Source organism: Bacillus sp. AK25 (genome assembly GCF_048270685.1).
GTDB lineage: Bacteria > Bacillota > Bacilli > Bacillales > Bacillaceae > Bacillus > Bacillus altitudinis.
Map to the genome: position 1 here is coordinate 601,468 of NZ_JBLUWC010000001.1, position 16,941 is coordinate 618,408.

At 40.5% G+C, this 16,941-nt stretch carries 13 protein-coding genes and 1 other annotated feature; of the genes, 7 read left to right on the forward strand and 6 right to left on the reverse strand.

Going from position 1 to position 16,941, the window contains the following annotated elements:
- Positions 1 to 133 precede the first annotated feature (133 nt).
- From ACNO7B_RS03055 to gabP, 3 genes are all read right to left on the reverse strand, one after another.
- The gene (locus ACNO7B_RS03055) at positions 134 to 508 is read right to left on the reverse strand and encodes a carboxymuconolactone decarboxylase family protein (RefSeq protein ID WP_045034410.1); all 375 of its coding nucleotides are present in this window, start codon (positions 506 to 508) and stop codon (positions 134 to 136) included.
- 267 nt (positions 509 to 775) lie between these two features.
- Positions 776 to 2,305 carry a multicopper oxidase family protein gene (locus ACNO7B_RS03060; protein WP_417901154.1) on the reverse strand — a complete coding sequence of 510 codons (1,530 nt, stop codon included), beginning with the start codon at positions 2,303 to 2,305 and terminating at the stop codon, positions 776 to 778.
- Between the two features lie 97 nt (positions 2,306 to 2,402).
- The gene (gene gabP, locus ACNO7B_RS03065; protein ID WP_366963975.1) at positions 2,403 to 3,791 is read right to left on the reverse strand and encodes a GABA permease; all 1,389 of its coding nucleotides are present in this window, start codon (positions 3,789 to 3,791) and stop codon (positions 2,403 to 2,405) included.
- A gap of 482 nt (positions 3,792 to 4,273) precedes the next feature.
- Between gabP and ACNO7B_RS03070 the strand changes: the two genes are divergently transcribed.
- From ACNO7B_RS03070 to guaA, 5 genes are all read left to right on the forward strand, one after another.
- On the forward strand, positions 4,274 to 5,173 hold the full coding sequence (locus ACNO7B_RS03070; RefSeq protein ID WP_008344349.1) for a cation diffusion facilitator family transporter: 900 nt from the start codon (positions 4,274 to 4,276) through the stop codon (positions 5,171 to 5,173).
- A 102-nt stretch (positions 5,174 to 5,275) separates the two neighbouring features.
- On the forward strand, positions 5,276 to 6,238 hold the full coding sequence (locus tag ACNO7B_RS03075) for an AAA family ATPase (RefSeq protein WP_017359844.1): 963 nt from the start codon (positions 5,276 to 5,278) through the stop codon (positions 6,236 to 6,238).
- Complete coding sequence (locus tag ACNO7B_RS03080) at positions 6,235 to 7,425, forward strand: DUF58 domain-containing protein (RefSeq protein ID WP_417901155.1); 1,191 nt, start codon at positions 6,235 to 6,237, stop codon at positions 7,423 to 7,425. The genes ACNO7B_RS03075 and ACNO7B_RS03080 overlap by 4 nt, the downstream gene beginning before the upstream one ends.
- 9 nt (positions 7,426 to 7,434) lie before the next feature.
- Positions 7,435 to 9,642, forward strand: coding sequence for a transglutaminase TgpA family protein (locus tag ACNO7B_RS03085; protein WP_417901156.1), 2,208 nt, complete (start codon positions 7,435 to 7,437; stop codon positions 9,640 to 9,642).
- A gap of 185 nt (positions 9,643 to 9,827) precedes the next feature.
- On the forward strand, positions 9,828 to 11,369 hold the full coding sequence (gene guaA, locus ACNO7B_RS03090; RefSeq protein WP_025206841.1) for a glutamine-hydrolyzing GMP synthase: 1,542 nt from the start codon (positions 9,828 to 9,830) through the stop codon (positions 11,367 to 11,369).
- A 79-nt stretch (positions 11,370 to 11,448) separates the two neighbouring features.
- Here guaA and ACNO7B_RS03095 read toward each other — a convergent pair whose 3' ends face one another.
- From ACNO7B_RS03095 to ACNO7B_RS03105, 3 genes are read right to left on the reverse strand one after another with little or no spacing between them, the layout of a single operon-like run.
- Positions 11,449 to 11,934, reverse strand: a complete 486-nt coding sequence (locus ACNO7B_RS03095; RefSeq protein WP_417901157.1) for a YbaK/EbsC family protein — start codon at positions 11,932 to 11,934, stop codon at positions 11,449 to 11,451.
- Positions 11,935 to 11,949: 15 nt separating this feature from the next.
- On the reverse strand, positions 11,950 to 13,032 hold the full coding sequence (locus ACNO7B_RS03100) for a helix-turn-helix domain-containing protein (protein WP_417901158.1): 1,083 nt from the start codon (positions 13,030 to 13,032) through the stop codon (positions 11,950 to 11,952).
- Complete coding sequence (locus ACNO7B_RS03105; protein ID WP_417901159.1) at positions 13,033 to 14,694, reverse strand: 2-isopropylmalate synthase; 1,662 nt, start codon at positions 14,692 to 14,694, stop codon at positions 13,033 to 13,035.
- Between the two features lie 55 nt (positions 14,695 to 14,749).
- Positions 14,750 to 15,014: a binding site (T-box leader), on the reverse strand.
- A 409-nt stretch (positions 15,015 to 15,423) separates the two neighbouring features.
- On the opposite strand from ACNO7B_RS03105, the gene ACNO7B_RS03110 reads away from it, so the two are divergent.
- Both ACNO7B_RS03110 and ACNO7B_RS03115 read left to right on the forward strand, forming a co-directional pair.
- Positions 15,424 to 16,296, forward strand: a complete 873-nt coding sequence (locus ACNO7B_RS03110; protein WP_116307554.1) for an AraC family transcriptional regulator — start codon at positions 15,424 to 15,426, stop codon at positions 16,294 to 16,296.
- Between the two features lie 13 nt (positions 16,297 to 16,309).
- Positions 16,310 to 16,882 carry a GNAT family N-acetyltransferase gene (locus ACNO7B_RS03115; protein WP_008344332.1) on the forward strand — a complete coding sequence of 191 codons (573 nt, stop codon included), beginning with the start codon at positions 16,310 to 16,312 and terminating at the stop codon, positions 16,880 to 16,882.
- The last annotated feature ends 59 nt before the right edge of the window (positions 16,883 to 16,941 follow it).

The window sequence follows — 16,941 nt, forward strand, 5'->3', positions numbered from 1 at the left end:
ATGAACATCACTTTTTAAGCAAGGAAATGAGTGGTATTTTGATATTTTGCTACTGTGACAGAATCAGCGTAAGAGTGTAAAGTAAGTGGAAATAAAAAAACGAGAGGACAGAAGACTTCTCGTTTTCTCTTATTTATTTATTGTTTTCATCTAGTAAGTTTTGAAAAATAAACAAGGCATTAATGGAATGAGGGAATCCTGCAACCTTTGTACAGTGCTTAATGATCTCCATAATCTCTATAACAGAGAGCCCGATATGTAATGCTTGTACAAAATGAGCTTTTAACTCTTCATCACAATCACCTTTTGCAATGAGAGCCGATAATGTGCTGATGGTCTTCTGTTTTTCATCTAATATGAAGTGATTGAATTCTTTTTGTTCACCGAGTTCAATTGTTAGTTGTTCAATGTTTGATCGAATGCTCTCGTTTTCATGAATTGAAAGCTTCTCCCTGTTACCTGCCACTGTTTCTTGCTTGACCTGGCAAGTCTCTTTTTCTTCATTCAAATTGAACTCCTCCGTTTTTTATGACGATTTTCTATTTGTTCGTGCTTGGTTTCTTAAGTGCCTTTTGATAGAGGTAATGGGTATATAGTAGTATTATCGGTTTACTTCGTCAACTTTTTAAGTGTGGAATGTTCAAAAAAATGCCATTCATGCGATACATTGTTCGTTTTTTCTCATGGAGATTGAAAAGAAAATAGAGGGCTAATATATAAAAGCTGTTAGCCCTTTTCATATTACGCAATTAAGAGAGAGGAGGTTTCATATTTACTAAATGATATCCATCGGCCGCATCATGTCATAATCCTCGTGTTCTAAAATGTGACAATGCCACACATATCGTCCGCTATATGGGACAAACCGAGCGATGATGCGAATGACTTCACCGGCATGCGCCTGAATTGTATCCTTGTAGCCTTGTTCATGCAAAGGAGGCGCTTCATTTGGTCCTGTATACACGATTTCACCTGTTGATTGATAGATGTCTGTATCGAATGGTCTTCTATCAATCACTCTGAATTGAACAAGATGTAAATGAATAGGGTGTGTGCCCCTTGTTGGGTTTACGATGTTCCATACCTCTACACTGCCAAGTCGAGGATTTTCCGTGACAGGATCATTCCAAAACTGGTTATCTAGTAATAAAATCGGGCGCCCATATTTATCTTGTGTGCCAGTAAGGGTCAGCGTCCGCTCGTTATCAGCTCGGCTCGGCCGGAGCGGTGGCAGTGGTTTGAAGATCGGACGTAATGTTTTAGCTGCTCTTCCTTTGAGTGGACGAGTGACTTTAAATTGCATAATGTTCGCATCTGTTTCTGGATTGACATCCTGACCGCAGCCTGCCGTATTTTTTAAAACAATCGTTTTGTTTTCATAAGCTGAGAAGTCGATGATGACATCAAAACGTTCAGCGGGTGCAATGCTAAAAGATTGGTGATGAACAGGTCTTGGCAAAAAGCCGCCATCAGATCCAATTTGTAAGATTGTGGCGTCGTTATCTAGATGAAGCTCGTAAGTTCTTGTATTGGACGCGTTTAAGATACGAAAACGATATTTTCGCGGCTCTACTTCTAAATATGGCCATACTTTTCCATTGACTAAAATCGTTTCCCCGCAAAAAAATGGCACGATAGAGGGATCTGGAAGGTCACTATCTTCTGGTGTGTTATTTGGTCTACTTGGATAAAACAGTGCGCCATCCTCCTGGAATGTCCGATCCATGATCATTAAAGGGATATCATATTCATCTTTCGGTAATTCGAGTGATTTTTCAAACGCATCTGAGATCAAATAAAATCCAGCTAATCCGGCGTATACATTTAATCGTGTCAATGCCATGGCATGATCGTGATACCACAATGTGCATGCTTGCTGGTGATTAGGGTATTCGTAAACCTCTCGTTCAAAGAAGGGGCCGGTTGCTTCAAAGTCTCGCGAAAACCAAGCCTCGGGATAACCGTCACTGCTTGCAGGTGTCACGCCTCCATGCAGGTGAACGACTGTTTTGACTTCGGGTTCATCATGATGTCCAGCGTGAATGGTATGATCGACAGGCAGGAAGTGTTTCAGCGGCAATTTGTTCATCCATTTCACTTTGACCTTTTCATTTCGATTGGCTTTAATGGTTGGACCCGGCAAACTTCCATTATAGGCCCATAGCTTGGTTGGGGGCAGATCTCTATGAACTTTTAGGAACACCTCCTCCATAGCGATTTCATAATACGTTTGTCTTGGGTTTTTTTTGACGGGCTCTGCGACTTCTGGAATTGGCAGCTCGTCAACAAACTTTTCTAGGTTCATGTTGACTAATCCTCACTTAAAATCAATTTGATACATTATAAGTGCGGACATCAAAATAGGTGAATAAAATAAAAAAAACCGCTTTTCAGCGGGAGAATTAAGGGTGTTTATTTTCAAGCGCTGCACTTGCAGGCACTTTTTTGTTCGGTTTAAAGATGAAGTAGGCGGCTAGTACACTGATGGTAATGATGCTTGTCAGTATGAGCTGAGGTCTCATCGATTCGATAAACAGCATAGAGGCCAAGATGGCGCAGATGACCAAAATGGTAAAGTACGTAAGGTATGGGAACAGCCACATTTTGATTTTGAGTTGTTCTGGATTTTCTTTTTCAATTTTACGACGCATTCTTAATTGTGAAACGGCAATGACCAAGTAGACAAGAAGTGCAATGGCACCAGAGGCATTGACTAGAAATAGAAAGATGGTTTCAGGGTAAAAGTAGTTCATCATGACGGCAATATAGGAAAAGAAGGTACCTGCGACTGTCGCTGCTACAGGGACACCGCGTTTGCTGATTTTCATAAAACGTTTTGGTGCTTCGCCTCTTTCAGCTAATGAATAAAGCATTCTGGACGTTGTGTATAGGCCGGAGTTTAAACAAGAAAGAACGGCTGTTAAAACAATGACGTTCATGACTTGAGCGGCTGATGGGACACCGATGTATTCTAATACTGCAACGAACGGGCTTGTTAAAATATTCGCTGAATTCCATGGGAGTAACGTGACAACGACGGCGATCGACCCGACGTAGAACACAATAATACGCCATACAACTGAACGGGTAGCTGTTGTCACAGATTTGACAGGGTCTGCTGATTCACCTGCGGCAATTGCCACAATCTCGGTTCCCATGAAGGAAAAGATGACAACGACAATCCCGAGGAGTACAGAGCCGAATCCGTTTGGAAGGAAACCGCCATTCCCCGTTAAATTAGCAAGACCTGCAGTATGATGACCGCCAAAACCAAAGATAAATGCAAAACCAATGAGTAGGAAGAGAATAATGCTGACGACTTTAATCAATGAAAACCAATATTCAAATTCGCCAAAAGATTTAACAGAAAAGATATTTGTCAAGGTTAAGAGGATTGTGAGGATAAGACTTGTGAGCCAAACAGGTGCATCTCCATACCAATATTGAATAATGGCAGCACCGGCAATGGCTTCGATGGCAATGACGATGACCCAGAAAAACCAGTAAAGCCAGCCGATTGTAAATCCAGCCCACGGGCCGATGGCGTCGCTCGCATATTGTGAGAAAGAGCCGCTTGTCGGATAGGCACAGGCCATTTCTCCAAGCATTCTCATAATAAAGATGACCAGAAGTCCAGCAAATGAATAGGAAAGAATCGATCCAGGCCCTGCAGAATGAATGACAGCACCACTACCAACAAATAGCCCTGCCCCAATGACCCCGGCAATGGAGATCATTGAAATATGTCTTGTCTTAAGGTTTTTTTGAAGACCGTTTGTCACGTTGGACATTTCTTTACCTCCAAACATTTCTCTTTTATTCGAGAGTTTGTTTTTAGAATATTTTAAATTTTATCATACTGAATTGTCATTCAGCATTGGACAGGTTATCAAACTGACATTTCAAACCTCTTAACATGATGTTAAAAAGTATAAAGGATTTGAGAGATTATGTTCCCTCATTTTTCTCTGCCCATTCTTAAAAATAGCATAAGAAGGAAGAAAGAAAAGTTGTGTTTTGAAATAAAACTATTCTGACAATTAGATAGTAGAGTCATTTTGTTCTTTTTCATTTTTCGGGGTGGTTTTGAAAAACGTTGATGGGAGTAGGTCTTGAGGTCAATTGACCTTATAAAAATAAGTTTGCTTAGGTCAACACATTTCTATGTATCCTATTTTGCTGATTCAAGCGAATCATGTTGCTGTAGACCCACACGGGCTTGGCTTTGTAAGATAAATATAGAAAAGTAATGTGTGAGGAGGCGCTGTTCGGTATGGAGCGCTACAACGAATTAAGACAAGGTGAAACAGGTGCTTGGGTCAGCATTATAGCCTATGTGATCTTATCTGCTGTCAAACTGATCATTGGGTATGTGTTTCATTCAGAAGCCCTTTCCGCAGATGGCTTGAATAATACGACAGATATCATTGCTTCGCTTGCCGTATTAATTGGGCTGCGTATTTCTCAGAAGCCACCTGATGAGGATCATCCATACGGTCATTTTAGAGCTGAAAATATTGCGTCACTTGTGGCTTCCTTTATTATGATGCTTGTCGGGCTTCAGGTTTTGCTGAGTGCAGGCCAGTCGCTTTTCTCATCAGAGCATCAAACGCCTGATATGATTGCAGCTTGGACGGCAGCAGGAAGTGCTGTTGTAATGTATGGCGTGTATATGTATAACCGTAAACTGTCTAAACGAATTAATAGCCAGGCGCTATATGCCGCAGCGGCTGATAATAAATCAGATGCTTATGTGAGTATCGGGACGTTTGTCGGAATTATCGCCTCTCAATTTCAGCTGGCGTGGGTTGATACGCTTGCTGCGTTTGTGATTGGCTTAATTATCTGTAAAACGGCGTGGGAGATTTTCAGAGATGCGTCTCATTCGTTAACGGACGGTTTTCATATAAAAGATATGTCTAAATATAAAGAGACGATTGAAGCGACACCAGGAGTGGGCGATTTGAAAGACATTAAAGCTCGTTATCTTGGAAGCACCGTCCATGTGGATGTGGTCGTTGAAGTAGAACCGCATTTAAACATCGCAGAAAGCCATGATATTGCAGATGAAATTGAACGCAGAATGAAGCAGGAACATGATATTCTACACTCTCATGTTCATATGGAACCAGCAAGTGAGCCTAAAGAGGAGCAGAAGTCTTTTCCGTCGTGAGAAGGCTTCTTTTTTCTACGTGTTGATGTTTCATGCAAATGCGTGTTGTATGGTAAAGTTAGACTATATGAAAATTGACGGAAACGTGATAGGAGGATCAGGATGGCATTTGATGAACCGATGCATTCAGATTTACAAAAAATCGTAGATAACATCAATAAAGTGATGGTAGGGAAAAAAGATATTGCGATATTAAGCCTTGTTGCGATTTTGGCGAAGGGGCATGTGCTATTAGAGGATGTGCCTGGCGTTGGGAAGACCATGATGGTTCGTGCTCTGGCAAAATCCATTGGGTGTGAGTTTAAGCGAATCCAATTTACGCCTGACCTTTTGCCTTCAGATGTAACAGGTGTGTCGATTTATAATAAAAAGACAAATGAGTTTGAATTTAGACAAGGACCGATTATGGGGCAGATTATTTTGGCTGATGAAATCAACCGAACCTCTCCTAAAACACAATCAGCCCTTCTTGAAGCGATGGAAGAAGGCAGTGTCACAGTGGACGGAGAAACGATGCCGCTGGCAGATCCTTTCTTTGTGATGGCAACGCAAAATCCAGTGGAGTATGAGGGAACCTATCCACTTCCAGAAGCGCAAATGGACCGCTTCTTATTTAAGCTGCAGATGGGGTATCCAACCATGCTGGAGGAGCTTGAGGTGCTGAATTTGCAGGAGAAACAATCGCCAATTGACACGCTTCAGGCAGTCATGACAAAAGATCATATCCATGCTTTGCAGCAAGCGGTTCAGACCGTACATGTGGATGCATCGATTAAAGAATATATTGTCGAAATCGTCCAAGCGACGCGAAATCATCCGTCTGTCTATTTAGGCGTGAGCCCAAGGGGTTCAATTGCTTTGATGAAAGCGGCTCAGGCGTATGCGCTGTTGAACAGGCGGGATTATGTGATTCCTGATGATGTACAGTATTTGGCGCCTTACACATTGCCGCATCGTATGATTTTGACATCAGAAGCAACATATGAAGGGAAGAAGGCGGAGACACTGTTGCGACAGATGATTGAGCATATTGGCGTACCAGTTCAAAAGTCGATGACTCAATGAAGTCACGTGACCGTTTCGCTTTTTCACTATGGTTACGGGTGTTTATGCTCCTTCTCCTTACAGCAGCAGCCTTTTGCTATGCCATGTTTCAGGGCGGCTTTGTGAGCTGGTTCCTTTTTTATGCATTTTCACCATATGCTTTGTATGCTTTGCTGTTTGCCCTTGTTCCACTTCGTGCAACAGCCAAAAGGACATTACAGCATACCCGGTTAAAGGCAGGGGATGTGCTGTCTGTTGACCTTGAAATCAAGCGGACGAATTTATTTCCGTACGTGTACGTCATACTTGAGGATGATCCGCCGGATACTTTCCATTTACAGGAACAAATTGAAATGAAGCGAATGATCTTTCCGTGGTTTCGGAAAACGTGGCGATTTTCGTATCAATTCAATGACATCGTGCGGGGAGAGCATCAATTGACGGCGGTTAGAGTCAAAACGGGTGATATGTTTGGGTTTGTGGAAAAAGAAGTGATTCTTCCACTAGAGAAAACATTGCTTGTATATCCGAAAATGTTGGATATTCCGGTTGAATCTGCTGCATCGGTGAATGAAAATGGAGGCAAAGCGGTGCACTCTTGGTTAAATGAACCGACAAATGTGACGACAGGTGTGCGTGAATACCAGCAAGGAGACCGTTTCGCTTGGGTGGACTGGAAGACAACAGCTAGAAGAGGTCAGCTTATGACGAAGGAGTTTGAACAGAATCAGACAAAGGATCTGGTGGTGTTTGCTGATTTTACAGATGAAGCCGCTTTTGAAACGATTGTGTCTATGGCCGCATCGGTTCTGCAAACGGCTATGAAAAAAGGGGTGCCGGTAGGCCTTGTCCCGCTTGGGGATCAGCACTTATTTCGAGTGGATCAAGGAGAGTGGCATTTACAGGACATGCTCTACTATTTAACAAAGGTGCAGTATCAGCCTTCTCGTGCACCTGATTATCAATCATTAACAGCGAGTGAGCACCAGCAGACAGGAAAGTATGTGGTGACAGGTCATCTGCAAGAAGAGCTTGCTGCCATTTTACTTGGGAATCGAAACAGAAGGAACATCACCGTTCTTTTAGTGAAGAGAGCCGTTGATCGATTGACGGCAAAAGAAAAACAGCTTGTGGGCCGGCTTAAAGCTTCTGGGATACACACGACCCTTTTATTTGAGGACCGGCTGCACGAAAGAACTGTGAGGTGACAAACATTTATGCTGAATATGCATCAGCGGCAAAGCCGTTTTGAGTTGTTCATCTATTATGCTGTCGCATTTCTGCTGCTTTGGGAGTGGCTTCGTCCGCTTCAAGATTTTACAGAGACGAGTCATACGTCTTATTTCATCATTTTTATAGGGCTTACGTGTTTGTTTACGTTCTTTCGATTGAAGTGGTATGTGACGTTTCCTATTTGTGCTGGATTGATCTTGCTCGCATTATATTTGATTTTTTATCAATCAGAGCCAAGTTATCTACCTGCGCTGTTTGCTGATATTAAAGATAATATTTCTTTGATGAGCATGGGCATGTGGAGTGACATGTATCCGTCTTTCCGCACATTGTTGTTTTATATTTTGCTTTGGCTGCTTGTTTATTTGCTTCATTATTGGGTTGTGTATCAGCAGCGTATCTTCTTCTTTTTACTGATGACGATTGTATATGTCACGATTCTTGATACGTTTACGCCTTATGATGCGAATTTTGCGATCGTTCGAATTATGGTATTTGGCTTTTGTTTGCTTGGCCTGCTCTATTTCGACAGGCTTCGTTCCGCTGAAGGTGTGCGGGTGTCACAGAAAGCGCGTCTCAATTGGTTCTTACCCATGCTGGCGCTTGTTCTTGTATCAGCATCACTCGGTGCTTCTTTGCCAAAATCTGATCCGAAATGGCCTGACCCTGTCCCGTTTTTTAAAGCGGTCACGAATCAAGATGGTTCCACCGGGCAGAATAAGGTGGGATATAGTGCGGATGATTCGTCGCTTGGGGGACCGTTTAGTGAGGACCGTACACCGGTATTTAAATGGAGCGGAAAAGAGCCGTCTTATTTTCGTGTAGAAACAAAAAGTATTTACACGGGGAAAGGCTGGGAGGATGCTTCAAATGATACGAAACCTACTCGGTTAAAAGGGAATGAAGTGCCGAACCGGTGGTTTACTAATCGCGTGAAAACAGAGGAGCATGAAACGAGAGTCGATATGGAATCAAATTATCGATTTAATCATGCTGTTTATCCGATTGGTACGGTTATGCTGACGCCAATGGAAAACATTCCACTGCAAATGATGGGCAAAACGGAGAAAATTGTGCCTTCTACTCAAAACCCGCCCAAAAATTTAGGGAACTATCGAGTCAGCTTCTTATCACCTACATTTATCCTAGAGGATTTACAGCGGATCAAAGTACCGACCAAGCAGCAAGTGAACCAGCAGGTCGGACGTGAATACTTGCAGCTCCCATCCTCGTTGCCAGAGCGTGTGAAAACATTGGCGAACAGCTTAACGGAAACGAAGGATAATATGTATGATAAAGCAAAAGCGATTGAGGATTATTTAGGATCTGCGAAGTTTTCATATGAAACCCAAAATGTCGCTGTGCCTGGGCGTGACGAAGACTATGTGGATCAGTTCTTATTTGATACGATGATTGGCTATTGTGATAACTTTTCAACCTCGATGATTGTCATGCTTCGCTCAATTGGAATTCCGGCGAGATGGGTGAAAGGATATACGTCTGGTCAGTTATATGAAACACAGATGGATGGAAACAATGTGTATGAAGTGACCAATAACAATGCTCATTCATGGGTAGAGGTGTATTTTCCAAACCGTGGTTGGGTGACTTTTGAACCGACAAAAGGGTTCACGAACCCAGAGACATTTACGAATGAAACCACGGCTAACAACGACCAAACAGATGATCAACAGGATGAAAAAGATCAGCCCGCATCTGATCAAGAAGAAAACGAGCAGACACAACAGCCGCAGCAACAAGAACCAGAACAGGCGGCCAAACAAGAGGAACAAGCAGCTAAAGCAAAGCCAAGTATGGTTCATGTTGGTTCAATCTTGGGCTACGCAGCAGGTGTCATTGTCTTTCTTGGTTTCATAGGCTGGATGCTTTACCGGTTCAGAGCAAGATGGCTACCAATCTTTATTGTGAGAAAGGTAAAACGTTTGCCAGATGAGGAAGCTTTTTTCTACGCATATGCTGCTCTATTAAAGCAGCTAAGGCGCAGAGGGATCGAGAAAAAGCCAGGCATGACGCTAAGAGAATTTGCTTCTTTGATCGATGACAAGGAAGGGAATCATCACATGTCTGAGCTAACGCAGTTCTATGAGCGGGCGCTCTACAGGCGAGAAGATGCGTCGGTGCTTTGGCAGCAGTCGGCGAAGTTATGGGAAAATTTAATAAACAGGAGATAGTCTTGACCCCGTACCTTCCTGTTGTTAGAATAGGTGAATATTAAAACCTTCTAAAATACATGAAATTGAAGCGTTCGGATGTGAGTCTGGGCGCTTCAAAAGCGTGATTTACACTGAGAGCAGGTTTTCTCCTCTCATTTTTTCTGTGCTTTTATAAAAACTATATTGGACATAGAGGTGACACCATGACAAATTTAGTAAATGAAATGATTTTGGTTCTCGATTTCGGTAGTCAGTACAATCAATTGATCACTCGCCGTATTCGTGAATTTGGTGTGTACAGTGAGCTTCATCCGCACACTTTAACTGCTGAAGAAATTAAAGAAATGGCGCCGAAAGGAATCATCCTTTCTGGTGGACCGAACAGTGTATATGATGAAGGATCTTTCCGCTGTGACGAAAAGATTTTTGATCTAGGCATTCCGGTTCTAGGCATTTGCTACGGCATGCAGCTGATGACTCACTATTTAGGTGGGAAAGTAGAAGCGGCAAGCCAGCGTGAATATGGAAAAGCAGACATCCATATTAACGGAACACCTGCTTTATTCAAAGACCTTCCAACGGATCAAGTCGTTTGGATGAGCCATGGTGACCTTGTCGTTGAAGTACCAGAAGGCTTTACAGTTGATGCAACAAGTGCACATTGTCCAAACTCAGCGATGAGCTTAGCTGAGAAGAATTTCTATGGCGTTCAGTTCCACCCAGAGGTACGTCACTCTGAGTATGGAAATGATCTATTGAAGAACTTTGTCTTCGGCGTATGTGAGTGCGATGGCAAATGGTCAATGGAGAACTTCATTGAAATCGAAATGCAGAAAATCCGTGAAACAGTAGGCGACAAACAAGTATTGTGCGCACTAAGCGGCGGTGTAGATTCATCTGTTGTGGCGGTATTGATCCACAAAGCCATCGGCGATCAGCTGACATGTATTTTCGTTGACCACGGTCTTCTTCGCAAAGGCGAAGCAGAAGGGGTTATGAAAACATTTAGCGAAGGTTTCAACATGAACGTGATTAAAGTAGATGCGAAAGATCGCTTCTTAAACAAGCTAAAAGGTGTGTCTGATCCTGAGCAAAAACGTAAAATCATCGGTAACGAATTCATTTATGTATTCGATGACGAATCGGACAAGCTAAAAGGAATTGACTACTTAGCACAAGGAACTCTTTACACTGACATCATTGAGAGTGGAACAGCAACGGCACAAACAATCAAATCTCACCACAACGTTGGCGGTCTTCCAGAAGACATGCAGTTTGAGTTGATTGAGCCACTCAATACACTATTCAAGGATGAAGTTCGTGCTCTAGGGTCAGAGCTAGGTATTCCAGACGACATCGTATGGAGACAGCCATTCCCAGGTCCAGGACTAGGAATCCGTGTACTAGGTGAAATTTCTGAAGAAAAACTAGAAATCGTCCGTGAATCGGATGCGATTCTACGCGAAGAAATTGCCAACTTCGGCCTTGAGCGCGACATCTGGCAATACTTCACTGTCCTCCCAGACATCCGCAGCGTAGGTGTCATGGGTGACGCAAGAACATACGATTACACAATCGGTATCCGTGCTGTTACATCTATTGACGGTATGACGAGTGACTGGGCAAGAATCCCTTGGGATGTACTTGAGAAGATCTCAACTCGTATCGTGAATGAAGTGAAGCATATTAACCGCGTGGTGTATGATATTACGAGTAAGCCGCCTGCTACGATTGAGTGGGAATAGTTATAATAGAGCTAGAAACCTTTGTGTATCAAGGGTTTCTAGCTCTTTTTTATGTTTAATTTCACTTTTACCTTCCGTATTAATGTGTTAATTCATCATTCCATCCCTTACACACATCAATCCATTGTGTATAACCGGAGTGTTTTTCTAATTGTTTGATTGTGAGTTCAATAGCACTGTTACTGCTCCCGCAGGCTGGATAGACTGTCTCAAAACGTTTGAGTGACATATCTAAATAAACAGCAACGCCATTCTTTATAGCAAAAGGACATACTCCGCCAATTTCATGACCGACCAATTCAACGACCTCATGAGGAGGCAGCATTTTCGCTTTTGTTTTAAAATATTCTTTGAATTTTTTGTTATCAACTTTTGCATCGCCAGAGGTCACAACTAAAATAGCTTGTCCATTTACTAGAAAGGAGAGTGTTTTTGCGATTCTTTCAGGTTCGCAGCCCAATGCAGAAGCAGCCAAGTCTACGGTTGCACTAGATACTGAAAATTCCTGAATTCGAGTATCCATCTCATATTGTTTAAAATAATCTTTTACTTTCTTGATTGACATGATGATGTCTCCTTTTTATTCGTATTGATTTGAAGTTTGCTCGACTTTATTATTTAAACGATATTGATGTGGTGTTAGGTGATACTTTTTCTTAAATAAACGAATGAAATGCTCTACATTTTGATAACCAACGGCTCCCGAAATATGATCCACTTGTAAATTACTACCGGTTAGCATTTCGCAGGCTTTTTCCAATCTTATTTCTTGTCGAATCTCACTAAATGATTTGCCGAGTGTACGAGCTATATATTTTGACAGATAAGATTGTGAAAGGTTAAATTTCTCTGCCATCTTCTGGAGTGTTATATGCTCACAACATTGCTGAATATATTGAAGCATTTGAATCATACGTATATCACTATATGGTTTGACCTGAATGACGTTCATATGACTTGGTTTGAATCTTAATAAGAGACATAATAATATCTCAAACAAATTATTCGTAATCAACTGGTATCCAGGAAACCGATTGTGATTTTCTGTAAATAGATGCAGAGAGCAGTCTAGCAAATTTTTATCCATGTGACTATGGAAAATAAGAATATGTTTATTTTCTTTTATATACAATGCATTCAAAAAGAACTCTGAAATGACATGATTTCCTTTTAACATTTTAAAAAACACTTTTTGAAAAGTACTTTTGCGGATCATGATTTGAATTGCGATTGTATTCTCCATTACAATTGGCTTGTGTATTGTGTCAGGTGGAATAAAGGCAATATCTCCTGATTTTAAAGCGATTTTTTTATCTTCCACTTCTACATACATCTCATTTTCCAGAACATAGATCATCTCAAAGAAATCATGGATAGCCGACAATTGAGGCATAAAACGGCTATACTTTCTCACTTCGATATCTTTCTCCTGACCTAACCACATGGTATCCTCTTTTTCAAATTCGTTCTGCCCTCTTAGCAAAAATTCTTCTATATATATTTGCTTTTGCATGAAATTGTTATGATCATAATCCTTCAAAAATAATTGCAATGATTGATTGTCATGCTTTTTCTGTTGGTATTGTTGATAAAAGATTTCTTGTTCGTTATATTCTCTTAAATATTGCATCGCTTCATGTTTCTCAAGTTTATCTGTTTCCATCTACATCCAAACCTCTAGTTTATTTACTGCAACCACCAGGGCTTTCACTGTTGCTTCTATAATATCTTTATCGATTCCAGCACCCCAATGCATTTTTCCTTGATATGAAATACCAATCTGTGCACAGGCTTTTGCTTGAGAATCCTTGCCCAAAGAATTCTGTTCATAGACTTCCAAATCATACTCGAGATGAAAATGTGCTTTTAACGCATTACTGATTGCATCTAAACTTCCAGTGCCAGTTCCTTGTAGGTCTATTTGTTGATGATCTCTCAGCAAAGTTAAGGTGACTTCTTGCTTCTCTCCTTTATGAAATTGATAATCGATCAGCTGGAAATGAGGGTGAAAATCAACATACTGCTCTTTAAAAACATGATATATTTCTTCGACAGACAATTCCCTATTTGTCTGATCAGATACTTTCTTCGCTGCATATCCCATGGCTTCATTCATTTGATAAGGAAGTTGAATGCCATAATTTGTTTCTAATATATAGCCTATGCCGCCTTTTCCAGACTGGCTATTGATTCGAATCACATCCGTTTGATAATTCCTCCCCAAGTCAACTGGATCTACTGGGATATACGGAACGTCCCATTTATCAACATGATGTTCCTTTCTATATTTCATACCTTTAGATATCGCATCTTGATGTGACCCTGAGAATGCGGTGAAAACCATCTCACCAGAATATGGCTGTCTCTCATGAACAGTGATTTTTGTTAGTTTTTCATATTTTTTACGAATCGCTTCTAGGTTATTGAAATTCAATTGTGGATCATAACCTTGTGAGTACATATTCATTGCCAAGGTAATCAAGTCTACGTTCCCTGTACGTTCACCGATACCAAATAATGTCCCTTCGACTCTTTCGGCGCCAGCTAGCACACCAAATTCTGCATCACTCACCCCAGACCCGCGGTCATTATGAGGGTGAACAGATAATGTCACACTGTCTCGGTAAGACAGATTTTTGTGTATATACTCAATCTGACTTGCAAAGATATGAGGCATTGAATATTCAACTGTTGTCGGAATATTGATGATCGCTTTGTGATGTGGTGTCGGTTTCCAAATATCTAAAACACTATTACAAATATCTAACGCGTAATCCACTTCTGTTCCTGGAAAGCTTTCAGGACTATATTGAAAATAAATATCACTTTCTGTTTTTTCGGCCAGTTCTTTTACTAAAATAGCGCCATCAATGGCAATTTGTTTAATTTCATCTTTTGTTTTCTTAAATACTTGTCTGCGCTGCGCTTCTGAAGTTGAATTATATAAATGAACAATCGCTTTCGGTACTCCCTTAATGGCTTCGAAGGTTCGGCGGATAATATGCTCTCTCGCTTGCGTGATCACCATAATCGTGACATCGTCTGGAATCATATGACGATCAATCAGTGTCCGTAATAGCTTAAACTCCGTATCATTAGCAGCTGGAAATGCGATTTCAATTTCTTTAAAACCGATCTCTACTAGTAACTGAAACATGTCCAATTTTTCTTCTAAGTTCATAGGAATAGGTAATGCTTGATTTCCATCCCGTAAGTCCACACTGCACCATATCGGAGCACGTTCTAATGTTTCTTTTTTCACCCAATCATAAGTAAGGTTCGGTGGCAAAAAGTATTTCTTTTCGTATTTTTTGTGGTTAAACATCATCGATTCCTCCTGTAAATGGAAATAAAAAAAGCCTATCATCTCCAAGATTGAACTTGGAGACGAAAGACTTCTTCTTACGCGGTACCACCCCTGTTTCATGATAAACAAACATTATCATGCCCTTATTCGGATATAGATTGTTTGATCTGATATCCTTCCCGTATAACGGCGGGGTGCCGACCTTAACTACATCAATCCTTTTCATTTCACTAAGGCTACTCTAAGGTGAGTTCCCTACCTTTATGTTATTGCTTCTCATCAACCAGCAACTTTCTGAAAACATTTCGGCAAGTACTATTCCTTATCATTGCATTCTCATTTTTCTGATTTTTTCTATTATACCAAGATTACAAAAAAGAGATAGGGATAGGGATATCTTTTTTAATTGATTTTTTTTGTCCTGTGGGTGTCTTGTCTTCATTTTTAATTTTATTTTACTTCTGTTTTAATGGTAGAATAACTAGCGTTTTTTGCTAGAGTTTGAAGCGGTAATTTATCTTTCAGATGTTAATGGTCCTTGAATCGTTTTCTCATATTCTTGATAGGACAATCGAGCACATCTTTACCTTACGAGTTTAATATAACGGAAATCATTTTTAAGAAACTTGACTTTTTGTGCTATGGAAATTGAATGATTATTTTGTGGAAGGTTATTTAAAAATAGCACAAATGATCAAAAAGTAAGAGGAGGGAAGTAATAAAATAAAAGTAGAGGAGGGAGAAACAATGGATTACTATGAGAGAATACAGCTTTCGATTGAGTTTATTGAGGAGAATCTTCAAAACAATATAAGTATAAAGGATATTTCCTCGAAATCCTGCTTTTCAGCGTTTCATTTTCAGCGACTGTTTCAAGCCATTACAGGTTTTTCTGTGCAAGAGTATATCAGAAATAGAAGGCTCTCTGAAGCTGCTAGGTTACTGAAAGAAACAAATCAGAATATTTTACACATAGCGATTGCGTTCCAGTATGGTTCTCAAGAAGCGTTTGCCCGTGCTTTTTTACAATTCTTTGGGGTGACACCAGGCAGGTTTCGAAAAGAGGAAATGGTGTTAAAGAAACAAAACAAAATGGATTTTTTAGCGTATCAATCTAAGTTAGACAGTGAATTCAATATGAATAAACCTGTCATGACTCAATTAAACAAATTTTATATTATTGGTTACGAGTATCAAACGAATCTTCAAAGTGAGGAATATTTCACGGACATTCCTTTGTTTTATATGGATTTTGGAAAAAAGGAGTATTATCAACAGATTCCAAAGAGAAAAGCACCTCATATGGCTTATGGTGTATCTACTTCCTTTCATGATGATGGCCGTTTTTCGTTTGTGGTAGGGGAAGAAGTGGAGGAATCCGATATAGATTTAAATGAAGGGTTTGTAAATATAGTGATTCCTGAGGGGAGATATGCAGAATTTAAAGTGAGTGGCTCTCATGAAATGGTGCAAAACACTAGAAGATATATCTATGGTAGCTGGCTCCCAAATTCTAATTATGAAAGAACGAGTGGACCAGATTTTGAAATAACAGATGTCTTACATTCGAATGGCCCGAACGATATCAAAATGAAAATCTATATTCCTATCGAGGAATAAGGGGGATTAAGAGATGAAAATAGAAAGTCTTTTTGGTACTTTTCCTGTAGTTGCGTCAAAGAATCTATTGTTAAAAAGGGTGGAAGAGCGTCATTTGCCAGAGTTATTTTCAATTTACGACAATGACACAGTCTTTCAGTATTGTGGGATCATTCCCAAACATAATCTCCAAACGGTAAAAAAAATGATTGGACATTTTGAACGAGATTATACGAAGAAAAGCAGAGTGAAATGGGGAATCTTTCAAAAGGATAATCCTCATACGCTAGTTGGTATCATCGAAACAATGGACATCAATCAAAAAGTGAATGCGGTGACGATTGGTTATTTCTTTGCAGAGGAACATTGGGGAAAAGGCATCGCAACAGAAGCTGTCTCTACACTAGTGAAATTTCTGTTTGAAGAGATTGATATCAATAGAATTCAAGCGGAAGTCATGCCAGCAAATGAGGTATCAAAAAAAGTCCTATTGAAAAATGGTTTTATCAAAGAAGGGCTGCTTAGACAAGCTGTTTTATGGTCTGGCAAAGGAGTTGTTGATGTAGAAATATACAGCATGCTGAAAGAGGATTACATGAGTGAATAAGCTTGATAACATGATGCTGATATAGCGTTTAAGATATCAGCTTTTTATGATCTCATTTT

Coding starts and splice junctions, on each gene's coding strand:
- ACNO7B_RS03060 (WP_417901154.1), bottom strand. CDS start 2,305: ATGAACCTAGAAAAGTTTGTTGACGAGCTGCCAATTCCAGAAGTCGCA.
- gabP (WP_366963975.1), bottom strand. CDS start 3,791: ATGTCCAACGTGACAAACGGTCTTCAAAAAAACCTTAAGACAAGACAT.
- ACNO7B_RS03070 (WP_008344349.1), top strand. CDS start 4,274: ATGGAGCGCTACAACGAATTAAGACAAGGTGAAACAGGTGCTTGGGTC.
- ACNO7B_RS03075 (WP_017359844.1), top strand. CDS start 5,276: ATGGCATTTGATGAACCGATGCATTCAGATTTACAAAAAATCGTAGAT.
- ACNO7B_RS03080 (WP_417901155.1), top strand. CDS start 6,235: ATGAAGTCACGTGACCGTTTCGCTTTTTCACTATGGTTACGGGTGTTT.
- ACNO7B_RS03085 (WP_417901156.1), top strand. CDS start 7,435: ATGCTGAATATGCATCAGCGGCAAAGCCGTTTTGAGTTGTTCATCTAT.
- guaA (WP_025206841.1), top strand. CDS start 9,828: ATGACAAATTTAGTAAATGAAATGATTTTGGTTCTCGATTTCGGTAGT.
- ACNO7B_RS03095 (WP_417901157.1), bottom strand. CDS start 11,934: ATGTCAATCAAGAAAGTAAAAGATTATTTTAAACAATATGAGATGGAT.
- ACNO7B_RS03100 (WP_417901158.1), bottom strand. CDS start 13,032: ATGGAAACAGATAAACTTGAGAAACATGAAGCGATGCAATATTTAAGA.
- ACNO7B_RS03105 (WP_417901159.1), bottom strand. CDS start 14,694: ATGTTTAACCACAAAAAATACGAAAAGAAATACTTTTTGCCACCGAAC.
- ACNO7B_RS03110 (WP_116307554.1), top strand. CDS start 15,424: ATGGATTACTATGAGAGAATACAGCTTTCGATTGAGTTTATTGAGGAG.
- ACNO7B_RS03115 (WP_008344332.1), top strand. CDS start 16,310: ATGAAAATAGAAAGTCTTTTTGGTACTTTTCCTGTAGTTGCGTCAAAG.